Source organism: Pseudonocardia yuanmonensis (assembly GCF_039542425.1).
Classification (GTDB): Bacteria; Actinomycetota; Actinomycetes; order Mycobacteriales; family Pseudonocardiaceae; genus Pseudonocardia; species Pseudonocardia yuanmonensis.
The window spans coordinates 1-17,176 of record NZ_BAABIC010000002.1 but is presented as its reverse complement, the minus strand read 5'-3'; the positions used below and the strand labels follow the sequence as shown (position 1 = coordinate 17,176).

General features: G+C 74.0%; 10 protein-coding genes and 1 rRNA gene. 2 read left to right on the top strand and 9 right to left on the bottom strand.

From position 1 onward, the window contains the following. The first annotated feature begins 43 nt into the window (after positions 1 to 43). Both ABD990_RS02460 and ABD990_RS02455 read left to right on the top strand, forming a co-directional pair. Entirely contained in the window at positions 44 to 427 is a 384-nt protein-coding gene (locus tag ABD990_RS02460; RefSeq protein WP_345378026.1) for a globin, read from the top strand. Between the two features lie 39 nt (positions 428 to 466). Next, complete coding sequence (locus tag ABD990_RS02455; protein ID WP_345378025.1) at positions 467 to 2,218, top strand: alpha-amylase family glycosyl hydrolase; 1,752 nt, start codon at positions 467 to 469, stop codon at positions 2,216 to 2,218. Positions 2,219 to 2,289: 71 nt separating this feature from the next. On the opposite strand, the gene ABD990_RS02450 is transcribed toward ABD990_RS02455, so the two are convergent. From ABD990_RS02450 to rrf, 9 genes are all read right to left on the bottom strand, one after another. Then, positions 2,290 to 2,934: a DUF8185 domain-containing protein gene (locus ABD990_RS02450; protein WP_345378023.1), complete on the bottom strand. Its 645-nt coding sequence runs from the start codon at positions 2,932 to 2,934 to the stop codon at positions 2,290 to 2,292. Then, positions 2,931 to 3,374 carry an acyl-CoA thioesterase gene (locus tag ABD990_RS02445; protein ID WP_345378022.1) on the bottom strand — a complete coding sequence of 148 codons (444 nt, stop codon included), beginning with the start codon at positions 3,372 to 3,374 and terminating at the stop codon, positions 2,931 to 2,933. The genes ABD990_RS02450 and ABD990_RS02445 overlap by 4 nt, the downstream gene beginning before the upstream one ends. 20 nt (positions 3,375 to 3,394) lie before the next feature. Continuing rightward, positions 3,395 to 4,051 (bottom strand): alpha/beta fold hydrolase, encoded by a 657-nt coding sequence (locus ABD990_RS02440; protein ID WP_345378021.1) that lies wholly within the window; start codon positions 4,049 to 4,051, stop codon positions 3,395 to 3,397. Positions 4,052 to 4,097: 46 nt separating this feature from the next. Continuing rightward, a complete protein-coding gene (locus ABD990_RS02435) occupies positions 4,098 to 4,496 on the bottom strand; it encodes an STAS domain-containing protein (protein WP_345378020.1) in 399 nt (132 codons plus the stop codon). A 168-nt stretch (positions 4,497 to 4,664) separates the two neighbouring features. Then, on the bottom strand, positions 4,665 to 9,386 hold the full coding sequence (locus ABD990_RS02430) for an NAD-glutamate dehydrogenase (protein ID WP_345378019.1): 4,722 nt from the start codon (positions 9,384 to 9,386) through the stop codon (positions 4,665 to 4,667). 413 nt (positions 9,387 to 9,799) lie between these two features. Further along, positions 9,800 to 13,672 carry a hypothetical protein gene (locus ABD990_RS02425; RefSeq protein WP_345378018.1) on the bottom strand — a complete coding sequence of 1,291 codons (3,873 nt, stop codon included), beginning with the start codon at positions 13,670 to 13,672 and terminating at the stop codon, positions 9,800 to 9,802. An 802-nt stretch (positions 13,673 to 14,474) separates the two neighbouring features. After that, a complete protein-coding gene (ettA, locus tag ABD990_RS02420) occupies positions 14,475 to 16,151 on the bottom strand; it encodes an energy-dependent translational throttle protein EttA (protein ID WP_345378017.1) in 1,677 nt (558 codons plus the stop codon). Positions 16,152 to 16,176: 25 nt separating this feature from the next. After that, on the bottom strand, positions 16,177 to 16,692 hold the full coding sequence (locus tag ABD990_RS02415; protein ID WP_345378015.1) for a single-stranded DNA-binding protein: 516 nt from the start codon (positions 16,690 to 16,692) through the stop codon (positions 16,177 to 16,179). Between the two features lie 326 nt (positions 16,693 to 17,018). After that, positions 17,019 to 17,135 (bottom strand): 5S ribosomal RNA (gene rrf, locus ABD990_RS02410). Between the last annotated feature and the right edge of the window lie 41 nt (positions 17,136 to 17,176).

Here is a 17,176-nt window from a genome sequence, read left to right as displayed (position 1 = left end):
AGTGCCGCGCGAGCGCGGCCGACGAGCGCCAGCGAGGAATTGCGTGAGTGCACCGCAGAACTTCTACGCCGAGGTGGGGGGCGAGAAGGTCTTCCACCAGATCGTCCACCGCTTCTACGAACAGGTCCGGGAGGACGAGATCCTCCGCCCGCTGTACCCGGAGGAGGACCTCGGCCCCGCCGAGGACCGGCTGCGGATGTTCCTCGAGCAGTACTGGGGCGGCCCGCGCACCTACTCCGAGCAGCGCGGGCACCCCCGCCTGCGGATGCGGCACTTCCCGTTCACGATCGGCCCGATCGAGCGCGACGCCTGGCTGCGCTGCATGCGGGTGGCCGTCGACGAGAGCGATCTCGACGAGGCCCACCGCGCCCAGCTGTGGCAGTACCTGGAGTACGCGGCCGCGAGCATGGTCAACTCCGGCTTCTAGGTAGGGCCGCGGCCGATCCGTTTGGCAAGATGATGCCCCGTGCGGCGTGACGGGCAGTGGTGGACGGAGGCCGTCGTCTACCAGGTCCACGTCCGTAGCTTCGCGGACTCGGACGGCGACGGGGTCGGTGACCTCGCGGGCGTCCGCAGCCGGCTCGGGTACCTCGAACTGCTCGGGGTGGACGCGCTCGCGCTGAGCCCCGTCAACCCCTCGCCCGGCCTCGACCACGACTACGACGTGACCGACCCGCGCGAGGTCGACCCGCGGCTCGGCGACCTCGACGACCTCGACGGGCTGGTCGCCGACGCGCACGCGCACGGCCTGCGGGTGATCGTCGACGTGGTGCCCAACCACACCTCGGACCAGCACGAATGGTTCCGGGCGGCGGTGTCGGCCGCGCCCGGCAGCCCGGAGCGCGCCCGCTACCACTTCCACCCCGGCCGGGGCGAGCGCGGCGAGCGGCCGCCGAACAACTGGCAGAGCGTGTTCGGCGGGCCCGCGTGGACCCGGCTCACGGTCACGGACGAGGACGGCACGAGCCGGCCGGACGAGTGGTACCTGCACCTGTTCGCCCCCGGCCAGCCGGACCTCAACTGGGAGAACCCCGAGGTCTGGGCGGACCTGGAGAAGACGCTGCGGTTCTGGTGCGATCGCGGCGTCGACGGGCTGCGGATCGACGTCGCGCACGGCATGGCCAAGGCCGCCGGGCTGCCCGACGACCGGCGCCAGCCGGGCTGGACCCCGGTGTCCGACACGCTCACCGATCCGCGCTTCGACCAGGACGCGGTGCACGACGTGCACCGGATGATCCGCGCGGTGCTCGACCACTACCCGGACCGGATGGCCGTCGGCGAGGTCGGGCCGGTGCGCGACGACGCCAGGTGGGCCTGCTACGTCCGCCGCGACGAGCTGCACCTCGCCGTCCACCCCGCGCTGCGGGACGCGCCGTTCGACGCCGGCGCGGTCCGCGAGGCCGTCGACCGCACGCTCGACGCCGCGACGTCCGTGGGCGCGCCGGCGGTGTGGGCGCTGACGAACCACGACCTCGTCCGCCCGGCCACCCGCTACGGCGAGGGGGCGCCCGGCCTCGCCCGGGCCCGGGCGATGGCGCTGGTCGCGCTGGCCCTGCCCGGGAGCGCGTACCTCTACCACGGCGACGAGCTGGGCCTGCCCGACGCCGAGCCCCCCGCTGCCGAGCCGCCCGACGACGGATCCTCCGACGCCGAGCCGTCCGACCCCGGATCCTCCGACGCCGAACCGTCCGACTCCGGATCCCCCGACCCCGGATCCCCCGACCCCGGATCCCCCGACTCCGGATCCCCCGACTCCGGATCGCCCGACGACGGGTCCCCGGACGACCCGCGGCAGGTCCCGGTGGATCCGTCCGGGTGGACCGGCCCCGGCCACGCCGGCGCCCGGGTCCCGTTGCCGTGGGAGGGCGGCGCCCCCGGCTACGGCTTCACCACCGGCACACCCTGGCTGCCCGTGCCCGAGGAGTACGGCGCGCTCACCGCCGCCAATCAGCTCGAGGACCCGGACTCCACGCTCTCGCTGTACCGGTACGCCCTCGAGCTGCGCCGGAGCCACCCCGCCTTCCACGGCGACCAGGTCGAGTGGTTCGGCGCGCCCGCGGGCTGCCTCGCCTTCCGCCGCACCGGCTCCACCCTCGTGTGCGCGCTGAACGCGGGCGACCGCCCCGTCCCGCTGCCGCCCGGCGACGTCCTGCTCACCAGCGGCCCGCTCACGGACTGCGGCGAGCTCCCACCGGACACGGCCGCCTGGCTCGCCTGACCCGTGAGCGGCACCTGCCCCTGGACGGACAGTCAACGCTCACGACCCTGGATGAGCTGCGCAGACGGCGTTCAGGTCAGCAGGGGCAGGGTGGTCACCCGCCGCCGCACGACCGCGCCGAAGCGGGCGTCGAGCCGCATCCACGAGCCCGTCGCCGAGACCCGCACCACCGGCTCCGGCCCCTCACCCGCGCCCGTGTCCGCGCCGCCGAGGAATCCCATGCCGGACAGGGCGAACAGCGCCCGCATCGGCACGGACACCTTCCCCGGGACGTCGCCGGAGACCGTCAGCACGGTCTGGTCGAGCAGCGACGCGGGCGGCCCCAGTGGCCCGCCGTGCTCGCGGGCCAGGGACAGCCCGCGCTCGGTGAGCGCCTCCAGCTCCCGCGCCGGGATGTCCTCGAGCCGGGTCCAGCCCTCGTCCGGCGGCAACGCGCCCGTCCAGAACCCGGTCGCCGCGGCGAGGTCCACCTCCGCGGACCGGTCCACGGCCAGCGCCGTGAGCAGCGCCGAGCCCTGCACCGTGACGTCCGCGGGCTCCATCTCGGCGGCGACCGAGCGGGTCGCGAGCGCCTCGAACGGCGTCGGCGCCCACGCCGTCACCCGGCCCCGCGCGGCACGCAGGCGCACCGGGGCCGACTGGTCGAGGCGGACCAGCCGGGCGGCGAACGCCCCGAGGTCCGCGCGCTCGGACGGGTCGGCGAACCGGAGGCTCACGACACCGCCTCCGTGCTCGCGGTCTCCGGCGCCCAGCGGAGCAGGAAGGCCCGCTCGTCGGCCGTCAGTCGGCGCGGTCGCTGCCCCTCCAGGTCGAACAACGCCATACGGGTCTCGGCCTCGATCCCGACCGGGTCGGACTCCGCCGGCCCGGCCCGCATCACGTAGTCGATCGTGAACGACGCCGCGCGCACGTCCCGCACCGTCATCTCCACCCGCAGGTCGTGCGCCCCGTACGGGATCTGCCGGCGGTACTCCACGCTCAGCCCGGCCACCAGCAGCCCGGCGGCGAAGGTGTCCACGCCCTCGGCGCCCGCCGCGGTGAACATCAGGTCGATGCGGGCCTCCTCGAGCAGCGTGACCGCCCGGGCGTGGTTCAGGTGCCGGTAGGAGTCCTGGTCGGTCCAGCGCAGCGGGACCTGGGCGACGTAGCGGGCCACGCGCCCACCCTCTCACCCGGCTACGCGGCCGCGACCAGCGCCTCCACCACCTCGACCGGCCGGGACAGCGCGTTGAGGTGCCCGCCCGGCACCGCGACGACGTCGAGCCCGAGCCGCTCGCGCGCCACCCGCCGTTGGAAGGCCAGGGGGAACAGCCGGTCGTCGGCCCCGGCCAGCACCGTCGTCGGGACCTCCGGCCACGCCTCCAGCGGCAACGGCTCGGCGAAGGAGCGGTCGGACTGGTTCCGCCCGCCGCGGGTGAGCTCCGCGCGCAGGTCGTCGGGGATGTCGTGCAGGAAGTCCCGCTCGAGGTCGAACCCGTCGTACCCCGCCTCGGCCCGGGCCGCGGACTGCCCCGTGGTCTCCCACCACTCCCCGGCGCGCTCGCCCGGTGCGGGGATCATCGGGTTCACCAGCACCAGTCGCCGCGCCTCGACCGCCGAGCAGACCAGTGCGGCGGTGAACGCCCCCATCGACTGCCCGACGACGACCGGGTCGGGCCGGTCGCCGAGCGCTGCCAGGGCGAGGGCGGTGTACTCCGCCCAGCCCGCCGTCTCGTCGTCGGCGGGCAGGTCGACGGCGACGGGCTCGTGACCGCGCGCGGCCAGCTCCGGGACGACCCGGTGCCAGTACCAGGCCTCGCCACCCGCTCCGGGCAGCAGCAGGAACGTCGTCACGCGGGGGTGGACCGGCCGGGCCGCCGGAACTCATCGCCCCCGGATCTCAACCCTTGCGGAACGCCGACTCGACGGAGGCGTACAGATCGAAGCTCCCGGTCACCCGCAGGGTCTGTTCCTGCAGCGGATCGCCGGACAGCACGACGCGCAGCTCGCTCCCCCGGCGGTGCAGCGTCTCCCGGACCTCGGCCAGCCTGCGGGCGCCGCAGGCGGCCAGGAGCTCCACCTCGGTCAGGTCCACCACGACGCGCTCCGCCCGGTGCGACTCCACCCAGGTCCCCATCTCGACGCAGTTCGTCAGGTCGATCTCGCCCGACAGCACCAGCAGCGCGATCCAGGGTGCGGGGCGCACGGCCCGCATCTCCAGCCAGGTGCCGCGCCCGTACCCGCGCCCGTACCCGCGCACGGACGGCAGTGCCGTCACCGATGCGTCCCGCTCGTCCACGTGGTCTTCCTTCGACGTCCGGCGCGCGAGCGCACCGGTTCCGGACACGGCGCCGGGAGGGCCGTGGCGCGGTCCCGGCCGGGCCCCCGGGAAGCCGGGACCTTTCGATCCCATCAGCACGGATCGGAGAAGGCAAGCGGCGAGAACGTGCGTCCGCAACGACCCTGGCTACCGCCCGAGCCCGCGCAGCTGCCGCGAGACCACCGAGAGCGTGGCGAGGTCGAGCTGCCCGGCCCCGGCGATCTCCTGCAGCGCCGCACGCGCCCGCACCAGCTTCGAGGCGTTCGCGCGCTCCCACTGCGCGATCGTCTCCGGCAGCGGCGTGCCCGGGGCGGCCTCACGCAGCGCGTCGAGCGTGATCGACCGCAGCGAGCCGTAGAGGTCGTCGCGCAGTGCGAGGCGCGCCAGCTGGTGCCAGCGGTCGCCGCGGGGCAGCGCGCTCACCGAGGTCAGCGCCACGTCGATGCCGAGGTGGTCGCTCAGCGCGAAGTACGTGCGCGCCACCTCCTCCGGGTCGCGGGGCTCGCCGTCGCGCTCGGACAGCTCGACCAGCTCGACGACGTCGAGCAGCCCGAAGCCGTGCACCGCGGTCGCGGCCCGCCGCGCCAGCGTCTCCGGCACGCCCTCGTCGAGCAGCGTGGCGATCCGCGTGCGGACGACCTCCTGCTCCCGGCCGGTGAGCAGCTCGGGCAGCCGCCGGCGCAGCGTGCGCACCAGCCCCGCGAAGCGCGCGGCCTCGGCGCCGACGGCCAGCGGCTGGGGCCGGTTGGTGAGGAACCAGCGGGCGGCCCGGTCCAGCAGCCGGCGGGACTCCAGGACGAAGCGGTCGGCGACCTCCACGGGCAGGTCCGCCTCGCGGATCTGCCGCCAGTGCGCCCGCAGCCCGTACACCCCCGTGGCGACGGCGTAGGCGCGCACGGCGTCGGAGGGGCTGGCCGCGGTCTCCTCGCCGATGCGGAAGGCGAAGGTGATCCCGGCGCCGTCGACCATCTCGTTGACCAGCAGGGTGCAGAGGATCTCGCGGTGCAGCGGGTGGCGACGGACCGCGTCGGGGAACCGCTCGCGCAGCGGGTGCGGGAAGTACTCCGGCAGCCGGGGCGCGAACGCGGCGCCCTCGAGCAGGTCGCTGTCGAGCAGCCGGCGTTTGAGGTCGAGCTTGACGTGCGCGAGCAGCGTCGAGAGCTCCGGGCCGGTCAGGCCGTCGCCGGAGCGTTCGAGGGCGGCGAACCCGGCCGCCGTGGGCAGCACCTCGAGGGCGCGGTCGAGCCCGGTGCGTTCCTCCAGGTCGGCGACGACCCGGGCGTGCACGTTGGCCATCTCCCCGGAGTGCGAGCGGGCGACACCGAGCACGGCGTTCTGGTCGGTGTTGTCGGCCAGCACCAGGGCGGCGACCTCGTCGGTCATCTCGGCCAGCAGGGCGTCGCGGCCGGGCCGGTCCAGCTCGCCGATCGTGACCAGCCGGTCGAGCAGGATCTTGATGTTGACCTCGTGGTCGGAGCAGTCCACGCCGGCGGAGTTGTCGATCGCGTCGGTGTTGATCCGTCCGCCGTGGCGGGCGAACTCGATCCGCCCGCGCTGGGTCAGCCCGAGGTTGCCGCCCTCGCCGACCACCTTGACCCGCAGTTCCCGGCCGTCGACCCGGATGGTGTCGTTGGCCTTGTCCCCCGCGTCGGCGTGCGCCTCGGTGGAGGCCTTGACGTAGGTGCCGATGCCGCCGTTCCACAGCAGGTCGGCCGGGGCGAGCAGGATCGCCCGGATCAGCTCCGGCGGGGACAGCTTGACCACGTGCTCGCCCAGCCCTAGGGCCTGGCGCATCTCCGGGCCGACCGGGACCGCCTTGGCCGTGCGCGGCCACACCCCACCGCCGGGGCTGATCGCGGCCCGGTCGTAGTCGTCCCAGGAGGAGCGGGGCAGCGCGAACAGCCGGCGTCGCTCGGCGTAGCCGCGTGCCGCATCCGGGGTCGGGTCGACGAACACGTGCCGATGGTCGAACGCCGCCACCAGGCGGATGTGCTCGGAGAGCAGCATGCCGTTGCCGAACACGTCACCGGACATGTCCCCGACCCCGACGACGGTGAAGTCCTGGGTCTGGGTGTCGATCCCGAGCTCGGTGAAGTGCCGCTTCACCGACTCCCAGGCGCCACGGGCGGTGATGCCCATGGCCTTGTGGTCGTAGCCCACCGAACCGCCGGAGGCGAACGCGTCGCCGAGCCAGAAGTCGTAGCCGGCGGCGACCTCGTTGGCCACGTCGGAGAACCGGGCGGTGCCCTTGTCCGCGGCCACGACCAGGTATGAGTCCTCGCCGTCGTGGCACACGACATCCGGTGGCGGCACGGTCTCCCCGCGCACCAGGTTGTCGGTCACGTCGAGCAGGCCCGAGATGAACAGCCGGTAGCAGGCCTCGACCTCGGCGGGGTCGGGTCGGGCGGCCCGGACGACGAACCCGCCCTTGGCGCCGACCGGCACGATGACGGCGTTCTTCACCATCTGCGCCTTGACCAGGCCGAGGATCTCGGTACGGAAGTCCTGCGGGCGGTCCGACCAGCGCAGCCCGCCGCGGGCGACCGGGCCGAAGCGCAGGTGCACGCCCTCCATCCGCGGCGAGTACACGAAGATCTCGAACCGTGGCCGGGGCGCGGGCATGTCCGGCACCGCCGCCGGGTCGATCTTGAACGAGGTGAACGCGCGGTCGCGGAACCAGTTCGTGCGCAGCGTCGCGACGATCATCGCCAGGAACCCGCGCAGGATGCGGTCCGCGTCCAGCCCGGTGACCTGGTCGATCAGCGCGGTGACCTCGGTCAACGCCTCCTCGGTGAGCTTCGCCCGGTCGTCCTCGGCCGGATCGAAACGCGCCCGGAACAGCCGCACCAACCCGCGCGCCACGGCCGGCTGGGCCAGCAACACGTCCGCCATGTACTGCACCCCGAAGGTGGAACCCACCTGCCGGGAGTAGCGGGCGTAGGCGCGCAGTAGCGCCGCCTCCCGCCAGTGCAACCCCGCGTGCAGCACCAGCGCGGAGAACCGGTCCGCCTCCGCGTCACCGCCCCAGGTGGCGCGGAAGGCCGCGCAGAAGTCCCGGTCGAGCGCGGCCTCGTCCCGTCCGGCGAGCGCGGAGTCGGGGGCGTCCGCCGTGGTGTCGATCCGCAGCCCGAAGTCGTAGAGCCAGCACCGCCGCCCGTCGGGGCGCACGAACTCCGACGGGTGCTCGTCGACGACCTCCACGCCCAGGTGCTGCAGGACCGGCAGGATCCGGGTCAGCGACACCGGCGCGTCGAGGTAGATGGCCAGCCGGCGCTCGCCCTTCTCGTGGTGCAGCCGGACGTCGAACCCGCCCTCGGGCAGCGCGAGGATCCGCTTCAGGTCCTCCACCGCGCGTTCCGGCTGCACGCCGGCCTTGTACGAGTCCGGGATGCCGGCCAGCAGCCCGGGCACCGTCACCGTGGCCGGGCCCAGCCGGTCGACGAGCCGGTCGTCCCAGGTCCGGACGGCCTCGGTGAGCGCGTCCGTGAGCTCCTGCGGGTCCGGGTCGGCCGGCGGGTCCGCCGGGTCGGTCTGGACCGTGAAGTGCACCTGCGCGTACGAGGCCTCCGTGACGCGGGCGGTGTAGTCGACGGCGCTGCCGCGCAGCCGGTCGCGCAGGACGTCCGCCATCGCCAGCCGGCTCGTCGTGGTGTAGCGGTCGCGCGGCACGTAGACCAGGCACGAGACGAACCGGTGGTGCGGATCGCGACGCAGGAACACCCGCACCCCGCGCCGGCCCGCCAGCCCCAGGACGCCGACCGCGACGTCGTGCAGGTACTCCGTGGTGGCGCTGAGCAGCTCCTCGCGGGGCAGCCCGGAGATCACCTCGAGCATCTGCTGGCCCGAGTAGGACTCGAGCGGGAAGCCCGCCCGCCGGATCGCGCGGCGGGTCCGGCGCGCGACGACCGGGATGTCCAGCACGCTCTCGTACATCCCCGGGACGGTGAGCATGCCGAGGAAGCGGTGCTCCCCGGTGGGCTCGCCGTGCTGGTCGAAGGTCCGCAGGCCCACGTAGTAGGGGTGCAGCGGGCGCAGCACCCGGCTGCGCACGCCGGCGCGGGTCAGGATGAGCAGCTCCTCGGCGCGGTCCGCCGCGCCGGTGTCCGGCACGAAGGCGCCGTTGTCGAGGGTGTCTCGGCGCAGGACGCCCAGCCCGGACGCGAGCTCGGGGCGCAGCCGCGCCCCGTCGAGACGGTAGTGGCGGTAGCCGAGGAAGGTGAAGTGGCCGTCGGCGAGCCAGCGGAGGAACTGGGCGACCTCGTGCCGCTCCGATCCGCGGTCCGTGCGGACGCCGCGGGGCACGAGCTCCTCGGCGAGCAGCTCGTCGGCCAGGGTCCGGATCCGGCGCTCCATGCGGTCGCCGTCCTCGACGATCTCGCGGACGTCGTGCAGCGCGTCGCGCAGCTCCTCGGTGAGGAGGGCGGAGTCCACGGCCCCGCTCAGGTCCAGCCGGATCCAGGACTCGGCGAACGTCCCGCGCGGCGGGTCGGCGGGATCGGCCTCGGGCAGGACCTCCAGCAGCTGTCCGGTCGCGTCCCGGCGCACCACGACGATCGGGTGCAGCAGCCGCCCCACCTCCGCCCCCGCCCGCGACACCGCCGCGAGGGTCGAACCGACCAGGTAGGGCATGTCGTCGGTGACGATCCGGACGGCCGTTCCCTCGACCCGGACCAGCGGCTCGCCGACCAGCCGGCGCGCGGCGAGGGCCCGCTGCTCCGCGGCCACCTCGCTCAGCGGGGGCAGCTCGGGGCTGTCGCCGTGCGCGGAGGCCCCGTCCGCCGGGGCGTGACGCGCGTACAGGGCGGTGAGACCGTTCAGCTCGACGTCGGCCGGCTCCGCGGCGGTCGTCTGCTCACGGGTCCGGCTCATTCTCGGCGACTCCGGGTCTTGCGAGGGTTGCTCGGGTGGCGACCACCCTAGCCCCCGATCGGCCGCCCGCACCGCGGACCCGAAGGCCTCCCGCCCACGCTCACCGAGTGGCCGATCGTGGTCGGTGAGAGGTCGGCCGGGGGGCGCCGGCCGGGTCGGCGACGCGCCTGCCGGCGCTCCGACGACGGTCCGGGCATCGGCTTGGACGACGGTCCGGCGTCACCGGTGGCGCCACGGCACCCGGGAAGTCGAGGACTCCGACGGCTCCCGGCGGCAGCGACGGCTCCCGGCGGCACCGGCGCGGGTGGCGGCGGGTCGTCGACGGTTCGACAGCTCCGTCGCCACCGCCACCCCCACGCGCCCGCGCGGCCGTGCCCGGGCACGGGGTTCGCGCCGACTGACGGCCGGAGGCGTCAGAGCCCCCGGTAGGCAGCCATCGCGCCCGCGAGGAGATCACCGAGACCGAGGGACTCGGTCGATGCCTCCTTCGTCGCGGCCGGGTCACCGTGGGAGTCGGTGCCCTCCTCACGCGCGGCGGCTACGCCCTCCGCCTCGGCGGCCGTCGCTGCGGTGCCGCCCGTGGCCGTGCCGGAAGACCTCCCGCCGGTCTCGTCGGGCCCGCTGCGGCCCGCCTGAGCGCCCGAGCTGCCCTCGGCAACACCCTTGCCGCTCGGAGCGGTTGCGTGTCCCTCCGATCCCGCAGCGTTCGTGGTGCCGGGCGCCGAACCGGGGCCGTGCGGGCCCGGGTCGCTCTCGTCGTCCGCCCGGTCGGGGTGCTCCGAGCCGGCGGTCGCGGCGGCACGGCGGTGCCTCCGGCCTCCGCTGCCCGGCCGCACGGCGAGGTCCTCCAGACGGAACGCACCGGCACCCGGCGTGCTCGCGGGGCGCACCATGCCCGGCCCCGCAGGCTCGATGTCCTGGATCAGCTGGACCCCGCTGTCCCCGTCGGTGCCGTGCACGGTGCCTCGCAACCGCGCACCCCGGAGCTCGGCACCGACGTCGGCACTCACCGCCAGGTCCCGCATCACCGGATGCAGCCACGCCGCGGTCTCCGCCCGGTCCCGGCCCGGCAGGTCGACCCTCAGGGTGCTCGGGTCCTCGGTACGCACGCGGCCGCGGCTCGGCAGGTGCACGCGCATCCGGTCGGTCAGCCCACGCAGGACCCGAGCCGCCTCGGCCGACGTGATCCGCCGGTCCCCCTCCACGAGGTCCAGCACCACCGAAGCGCCGACCCCGTCGCTGCCCGCCTCGGCTTCCGCGGGACCGACCCCGTCGCCGCCCGACCCGGCTTGTGCAAGCGTCGCGGGCTCGGTTCGGTCGATCGGGAGGGACGCGCTCGACAACGCGTCCGGCTTCCCCCACACCCGGTCCAGCTCGGCGATCGCCGAGCGGAGCCAGTCGTCCGCCGCCCGGGCCGCGGGCGACGGTTCGACCTGCGCCGCAGCCGGCATCGGCTCGCCTGCCGGGGCACGCCCGGGCTCGTCTGGGAGCGCGGCGCGCTCCGGGTCGTTCGACCGCGCCAGCTGTCCAGCACGCGCCGGCTCGGCACTCGCGGACTCACCCGGGCGGCCTGACTTCGTGGCATGCGTCCGGTTCTGCGAGGACGCGCCGCCGTGTGGATCGTTCCCCGCACCGTTCGACGCGGCACTCGCGGACTCACCCGCGCGGTCCGACGTCGTGATGCGCGCCCGCTCCAGCGCGAACTCGCCGCCGTGTGGGCCGTTCCCGGCACGGTCCGACTCGGCACTCGCGGACTCACCCGCGCGACCCGACGTCGTGATGCGCGCCCGCTCCAGCGCGAACTCGCCGCCGTGTGAGCCGTTCCCCGCACGGTCCGACGCGTTCGCGCGCGACGACAGCGCCTGCTCCGAGTCCGGCAGGTGCGGGATCCGTCCTGCCCCGGAGATGGGCGCCGAGTCCCTCCCGTGCTCGGACGCGGGCCGTTCCTCCGCGGCCTCGCGGGCGCGACGCCGGGCGGCGCGACCTCCGCCCTCGGCGGCCGCGAGAAGGTCCGCGGCGCGACGCGCGCCCGGCCGACCCTTCTCCGCGAGCCGATCCGCCGAGCGACGGGAACGGGAACGCTCACCCTCGACCGGCGTGCCCCCGCGCGAGTCGTCCCGCAGGCCGTTCCCGGCAGGGCGCGTACGCGACGGCCGCTCGGAAGTCCGCCCACCGATCTGTGCCGAACCGAGCCCCGCAGCTGTCTCCTGAGCGTCCCCTCGGGCACGTCTCGCCGCTCGGCCGGCGCTCGCGCTGGCATCCACCGCTGCGTCGAGCCAGGAAGCGGCAGCCCGGGTGCGCGTCCGACCGGAGGCCTCGCTGTCGGGGTGTTCACGATCGCGGAGCTCGAGGCTGCCGCCGGAGCGGTCGGCGCTCGCCCGGTCACGACGTCGTCCACGAGCCTCGTCGCCGCGGCTCCTGCGACCCGGAGCGCCACCGCCAGGAAGCTTCGGGCCGTCAGCCGCCTCTCCGCCGAGACCGCTCTGCACGTCGCCCGCCCGGTCGTCCTTGCCGATCCGGTGTCCGGCGCCGGGCAGGTCCTCGCCGGGCAGGTCGGCGCCAGGCAGGTCGTCGCCAGGCAGGTCGTCGCCGGAGTGGAGGCGGGACCAGAAAGCCGACCGGCCATCCTCGCTCCACCGGCCCTCGGCCCGTAGCTCGGAGATCAACGCGTCGCCGAGCAGCGAGCCGTAGGACTCGGTGCGCCGTTGGCCGGGATCCTCGATCGGCACCGCTGAGTCCTTGGCCCGCCGCCGCGGCTTCGTGGGCGGCTCCTCCGCGTTCGCCACTTCACCCCGGTCGATCGCCGCGCTCGACGGCGCGACGGCCTCCGACGAGGTGAGGAAATCCGCCGAGGTGACGTCGTCCGACGAGGTGACGTCGTCCGACGAGGTGACGTCGTCCGACGAGGTGATGGCATCCGACGAGGCAATGGTGCCCGACGCAGCGGCATCCGTTGCTTCGCCGAGCAGGGCCCGCCAGCCGCTGCCCCCGCGGCCACCCCCCGAGAGCGATTCCGCAGGCTGACCGTCGGCCGCCGAGTCCCTCGCTGCGCCGTTGCGCGTCAGTTCATGCCCCGCACCCGGCGAACGGTCCCGCTCGGCGCGTCGTGCGCCCTCGATGTTCGTCCGCGCGACGTCGTCGGCGGTCTCCCCCAGGTCCGCGGACGGACCGGCGTACCGACGCTCGTCCCGACCGCCGACGTCGAGGGCCGAGCGCCGGCCCCCGTCGTGTCGGGTAACCGTCGGCCGGTGATGTCCGCCGTCTTCCCGGATCCCACTGGTTCGGCCGTGGTCAGCATCCTTCCGGGTGCCGGTCGTTCGATCGTGGTCGGCGTTGCCTCGGATACCGGCTGTCCGTTCGTGGCCACCCTCGCCTCGGATACCGGCTGTCCGTTCGTGGCTGCCCTCGCCCCGGATATCGGCCGGCCGTTGGTGGCCACCCTCGCCTCGGATACCGGCCATCCGGTCACCGACCGGCCCGGGGTCGGCCCGCGCGCGTCGCCTACCGGTCAGCACGGCGTCCTCGCCATGGCCGCTCTGAGCGGAACCTGCACGCGGTGCAGCGTCGCGCTCGTCCTTCCGCCGCCGACCTGCCCGTGTCTCCGGCTCCTCGCCGAACCCACTCGCCGCCCTGCGCCGCCGACCGCTGCGTTCGCCTGCGTCTGCCGGCCGCTCCACGCCTCGAGGGCGTCCCACAGGGCGCGGCTCGGCCAACGGATCTGCGATCGAGCTGCTCCAGGCAGCGGGCAAGATGCCTGCGTCGAGCCCCCCGAGCAACGCGTCGATCGCGCTGATTGCCCCGCCGCTCGTGCCGGCCTCCTGGGATGGAGGCGCGCCGTCACGTGTTCCGCCCGCCGACACCGACCCACCGGCGGAGGACAGTGCCGAGCCTGCGGCGGTGGGCGTACCACCGGAGCCCGTCGCGGATGCGCCGATGCCGGCGCCGGACCGCACTCCGGCCCGCTTCTCGGAGTCGACCAGCCGGTTCGCGACCGTTGACACCACCTCGCGGAACCGTCGAGCGCGCTCTGCGTCGCGATGCTCCGCCTCGAGTCCCGCGCGGGTCGCGGCCAGGGCGACGTCGAGCCGGCCCTGCTGCTCCGCGAGCTCTCCCAGTGCGACGCGACAGGCACCCTCGAGACCCGGGCAGTCGACCGCGGCGGCGTACTCGGCCGCCTCGGACAGCGCCCGCTCGGCCGCGGACCCGTCGTCGGCGGTCGCCTGGGCGACGACCAGGCGGAGCTGGGCGGCCTGGCGCGTGGCCCTGGTCCCCTCGCGTCCGGCCACTGTGCGCGCCAGGGCACGCGCCTCGTCGTGCCGCCCGGCCTCCAGCAGCGCACCGAGCCGCTGAGCGGTGAGCGCGTCGACCAGATGGGGGGCCACCGATCGTGGCGCGGCGCCCGCGCCGAATCCGAGCAGCCGCAGCCCGTCCGCGGCGGCCTCCGCGGCCTCGGCCGGTCGTCCACCCTCCCGCGCGACGGCCGCCTGGGCTAGCGCCACGGCAGCCGGGAAGGCGGGGCCGGACAGGGCACGGGCGCCCTCGCGCGCCTCGCCGAGAAGGCCGTCCACGTCGGCCCGCTCCTCGCCGTCCAAGCACCGCACGAGGACGAGCCGGGCATCGAGCCGAGCCTCCGGAGACCCGCCCGCACAGGCCAGGACGGCCTGCGCGAGGCGCCGCGCGAAGGCGACGTCGCCGTTGTCCCGACAAGCCGCGGCCACCTCGACGATCAGGCGCGTTCCGGCCGAGCCGGCGAGGTCAGCGCCTGACGCGGTCGCCGCCGCGAGCGCCTCGGCGACCGCCGACCGGCCGTCGCCGACCGCGGCGATCCCGTGGACCCGCCACCCGAGAGCGGTGAGCCACAGGGCCGGGTCGCCGAAGCGTGCACCCTCGGCGACGTGCCCTGCGAGATCAGCCGTGAGATCCGGCCTGCTCCACCGCAGCGATGCCGCGACACCGATCGTCGCCGCCCCCGAGATCTGGTCCCCGTCGTGCCGGACCACTTCGGACATGCACCCTCCCGTGCACCCCGACTCCGGGGTCGCTCCCGCTGCCGCTCCGTGGCCTCAGGCCAGCGGAGAGTGATTGCTCTCAGTCACGGGTCAGCTTACGGTGCGTCACACGGTGCGGTCGCGCGGCATCCGCTCCGAGACGTTCGACCTTGTTCTTCTCGTACGCCTCGAAGTTGCCCTCGAACCAGAACCAGCTGGCCGGGTTCTCGTCCGTGCCCTCCCACGCGAGGATGTGGGTCACGACGCGGTCGAGGAACCAGCGGTCGTGGGAGATCACCACGGCGCAGCCCGGGAACTGCTCCAGCGCGTTCTCCAGCGACCCCAGGGTCTCGACGTCCAGGTCGTTGGTCGGCTCGTCGAGCAGGATCAGGTTGCCGCCCTGCTTGAGCGTGAGCGCCAGGTTCAGCCGGTTCCGCTCGCCACCGGACAGCACACCCGCGGGCTTCTGCTGGTCCGGCCCCTTGAAGCCGAACGCCGCGACGTACGCCCGCGACGGCATCTCCGTCTGCCCGACGTGGATGTAGTCGAGCCCGTCGGACACGACCTCCCAGACGTTCTTCTTCGGGTCGATGCCCGCCCGGTTCTGGTCGACGTACGACAGCTTGACCGTGTCGCCGACCCTCACGTCGCCCGAGTCCGGCTTCTCCAGGCCGACGATCGTCTTGAACAGCGTCGTCTTGCCGACGCCGTTCGGCCCGATGACACCCACGATGCCGTTCCGAGGCAGCGAGAACGACAGGTCCTTGATCAGCTGCCGCCCGTCGAAGCCCTTGTCCAGGTGCGAGACCTCGACGACCGTGTTGCCCAGCCGGGGGCCCGGCGGGATCTGGATCTCCTCGAAGTCGAGCTTGCGGTGCCGGTCCGCCTCGGCCGCCATCTCCTCGTAGCGGTCGAGCCGCGACCGGCTCTTCGCCTGCCGCGCCTTCGGGTTGGAGCGGACCCAGGCCAGCTCCTCCTTGAGGCGCCGCTGCAGCTTCGCGTCCTTCTTGCCCTGGACGGCGAGACGCTCCGCCTTCTTCTCCAGGTAGGTGGAGTAGTTGCCCTCGTACGGGAAGGTGCGGCCGCGGTCCAGCTCGAGGATCCACTGCGCCACGTTGTCGAGGAAGTACCGGTCGTGGGTGACGGCGAGGACCGCGCCCGGGTAGGAGCTGAGGAACTGCTCCAGCCACAGCACGCTCTCGGCGTCGAGGTGGTTCGTCGGCTCGTCGAGCAGCAGGAGGTCCGGCTTCGACAGCAGGAGCTTGCACAGCGCGACCCGTCGCCGCTCACCTCCGGAGAGGTGGCTGACCTCTGCGTCCGGCGGCGGGCACCGCAGGGCGTCCATCGCCTGCTCCAGCTGGGAGTCGAGCTCCCAGGCGTCGGCGTGGTCGAGATCCTCCTGGAGGGTGCCCATCTCCTCCATCAGCTCGTCCGAGTAGTCCGTCGCCATCTGCTCGGCGATCTGGTTGTACCGGTCGAGCTTCTGCTTGATCTCGCCGACGCCCTCCTCGACGTTGCCGAGGACGGTCTTCTCCTCGTTCAGCGGGGGCTCCTGCTGGAGCATGCCGACCGTCGCCCCGGGCGCCAGGAACGCCTCACCATTGTTGGGCTGGTCCAGCCCCGCCATGATCCGCAGCACGCTCGACTTGCCGGCGCCGTTCGGCCCCACGACACCGATCTTGGCTCCCGGGTAGAAGCTGATCGAGGCGTTGTCGAGGATGACCTTGTCGCCGTGCGCCTTGCGCACGTTCTTCATGGTGTAGATGAACTCCGCCACGCCCACGATGGTAGTTCCGCTCCGGTCAGGCCCTCACGGCCGGTACGGCCTCGGCCGCGTGCCCGACCTGCTCCTCGTCCGGCGCGGGCCGCGGACCGAGCGATACGCCCTCGTCGGCCGGTCCGTCGTCGACCGCCGCGGGCATCCCGGCTTCCTCGACGAGGCTGCCGTCAGCCGTCCTGCGCACCCTGGTGACAGCGGCCATCGCGGTGTTCAGGTCGGGACCGACCGCGTCGGCCACGAGGGTGACCGCGGTACGGCTCCGACCCTCCTGCTCGTAGTCCCGGACGTACAGCCGGCCGTGCGCCATCACGGGGTCGCCCTTGACGAAGGAGCCCTGCACGTTGCGCCCCAGGTGCCTGCGCCAGATGTCGACGGACACGTAGGAGGTCGACGACTCCTTCCACTGCCCCGTCGTCCGGTCCAGGTAGCCGTGGTTGCAGGCCATCCGGAAGGAGACGACCTCACGGCCGCCGCCCAGGTCCCGCGTGACCGGCGTGTTCGTCAGCCGGCCCACCACGGTCGTCAGGATCTCGGTCATTGCTCTCGCTCCTCGTGTCGACTGAATCGGTGCGACAAGCATGAGGCGCCGGAGGCAGCTGATCGGGGCGAATGCTCTTCCTGTGGACACCGCCGACGGGCTGGGGACGGAGCAGCGACGCGCGCCTCGCCACCGACGAGATTGTCGGTGGAGCCTGTTAGAGGGGCGCCTTCAGACGGTGAACGGCCCTTTCGCTCACTAGGAATGAGCGAAAGTGCCGTTCGCTCATCCCCGGTGGGCGAGGGTGTCATTCGCTGCTCAGAGGACCCTGAGAACGCGGGAAAGCCCCGCAGCAGGACTGCTGCGGGGCTTTCCGTGTTGTTTGATGTCGGCGGCGACCTACTCTCCCACACCCTGGCGAGTGCAGTACCATCGGCGCTGGAGGGCTTAGCTTCCGGGTTCGGGATGGGACCGGGCGTTCCCCCTCCGCCATGACCACCGACAACACTATTCACCTATCCCCGCCCACCCCCTCTGTCCGGAG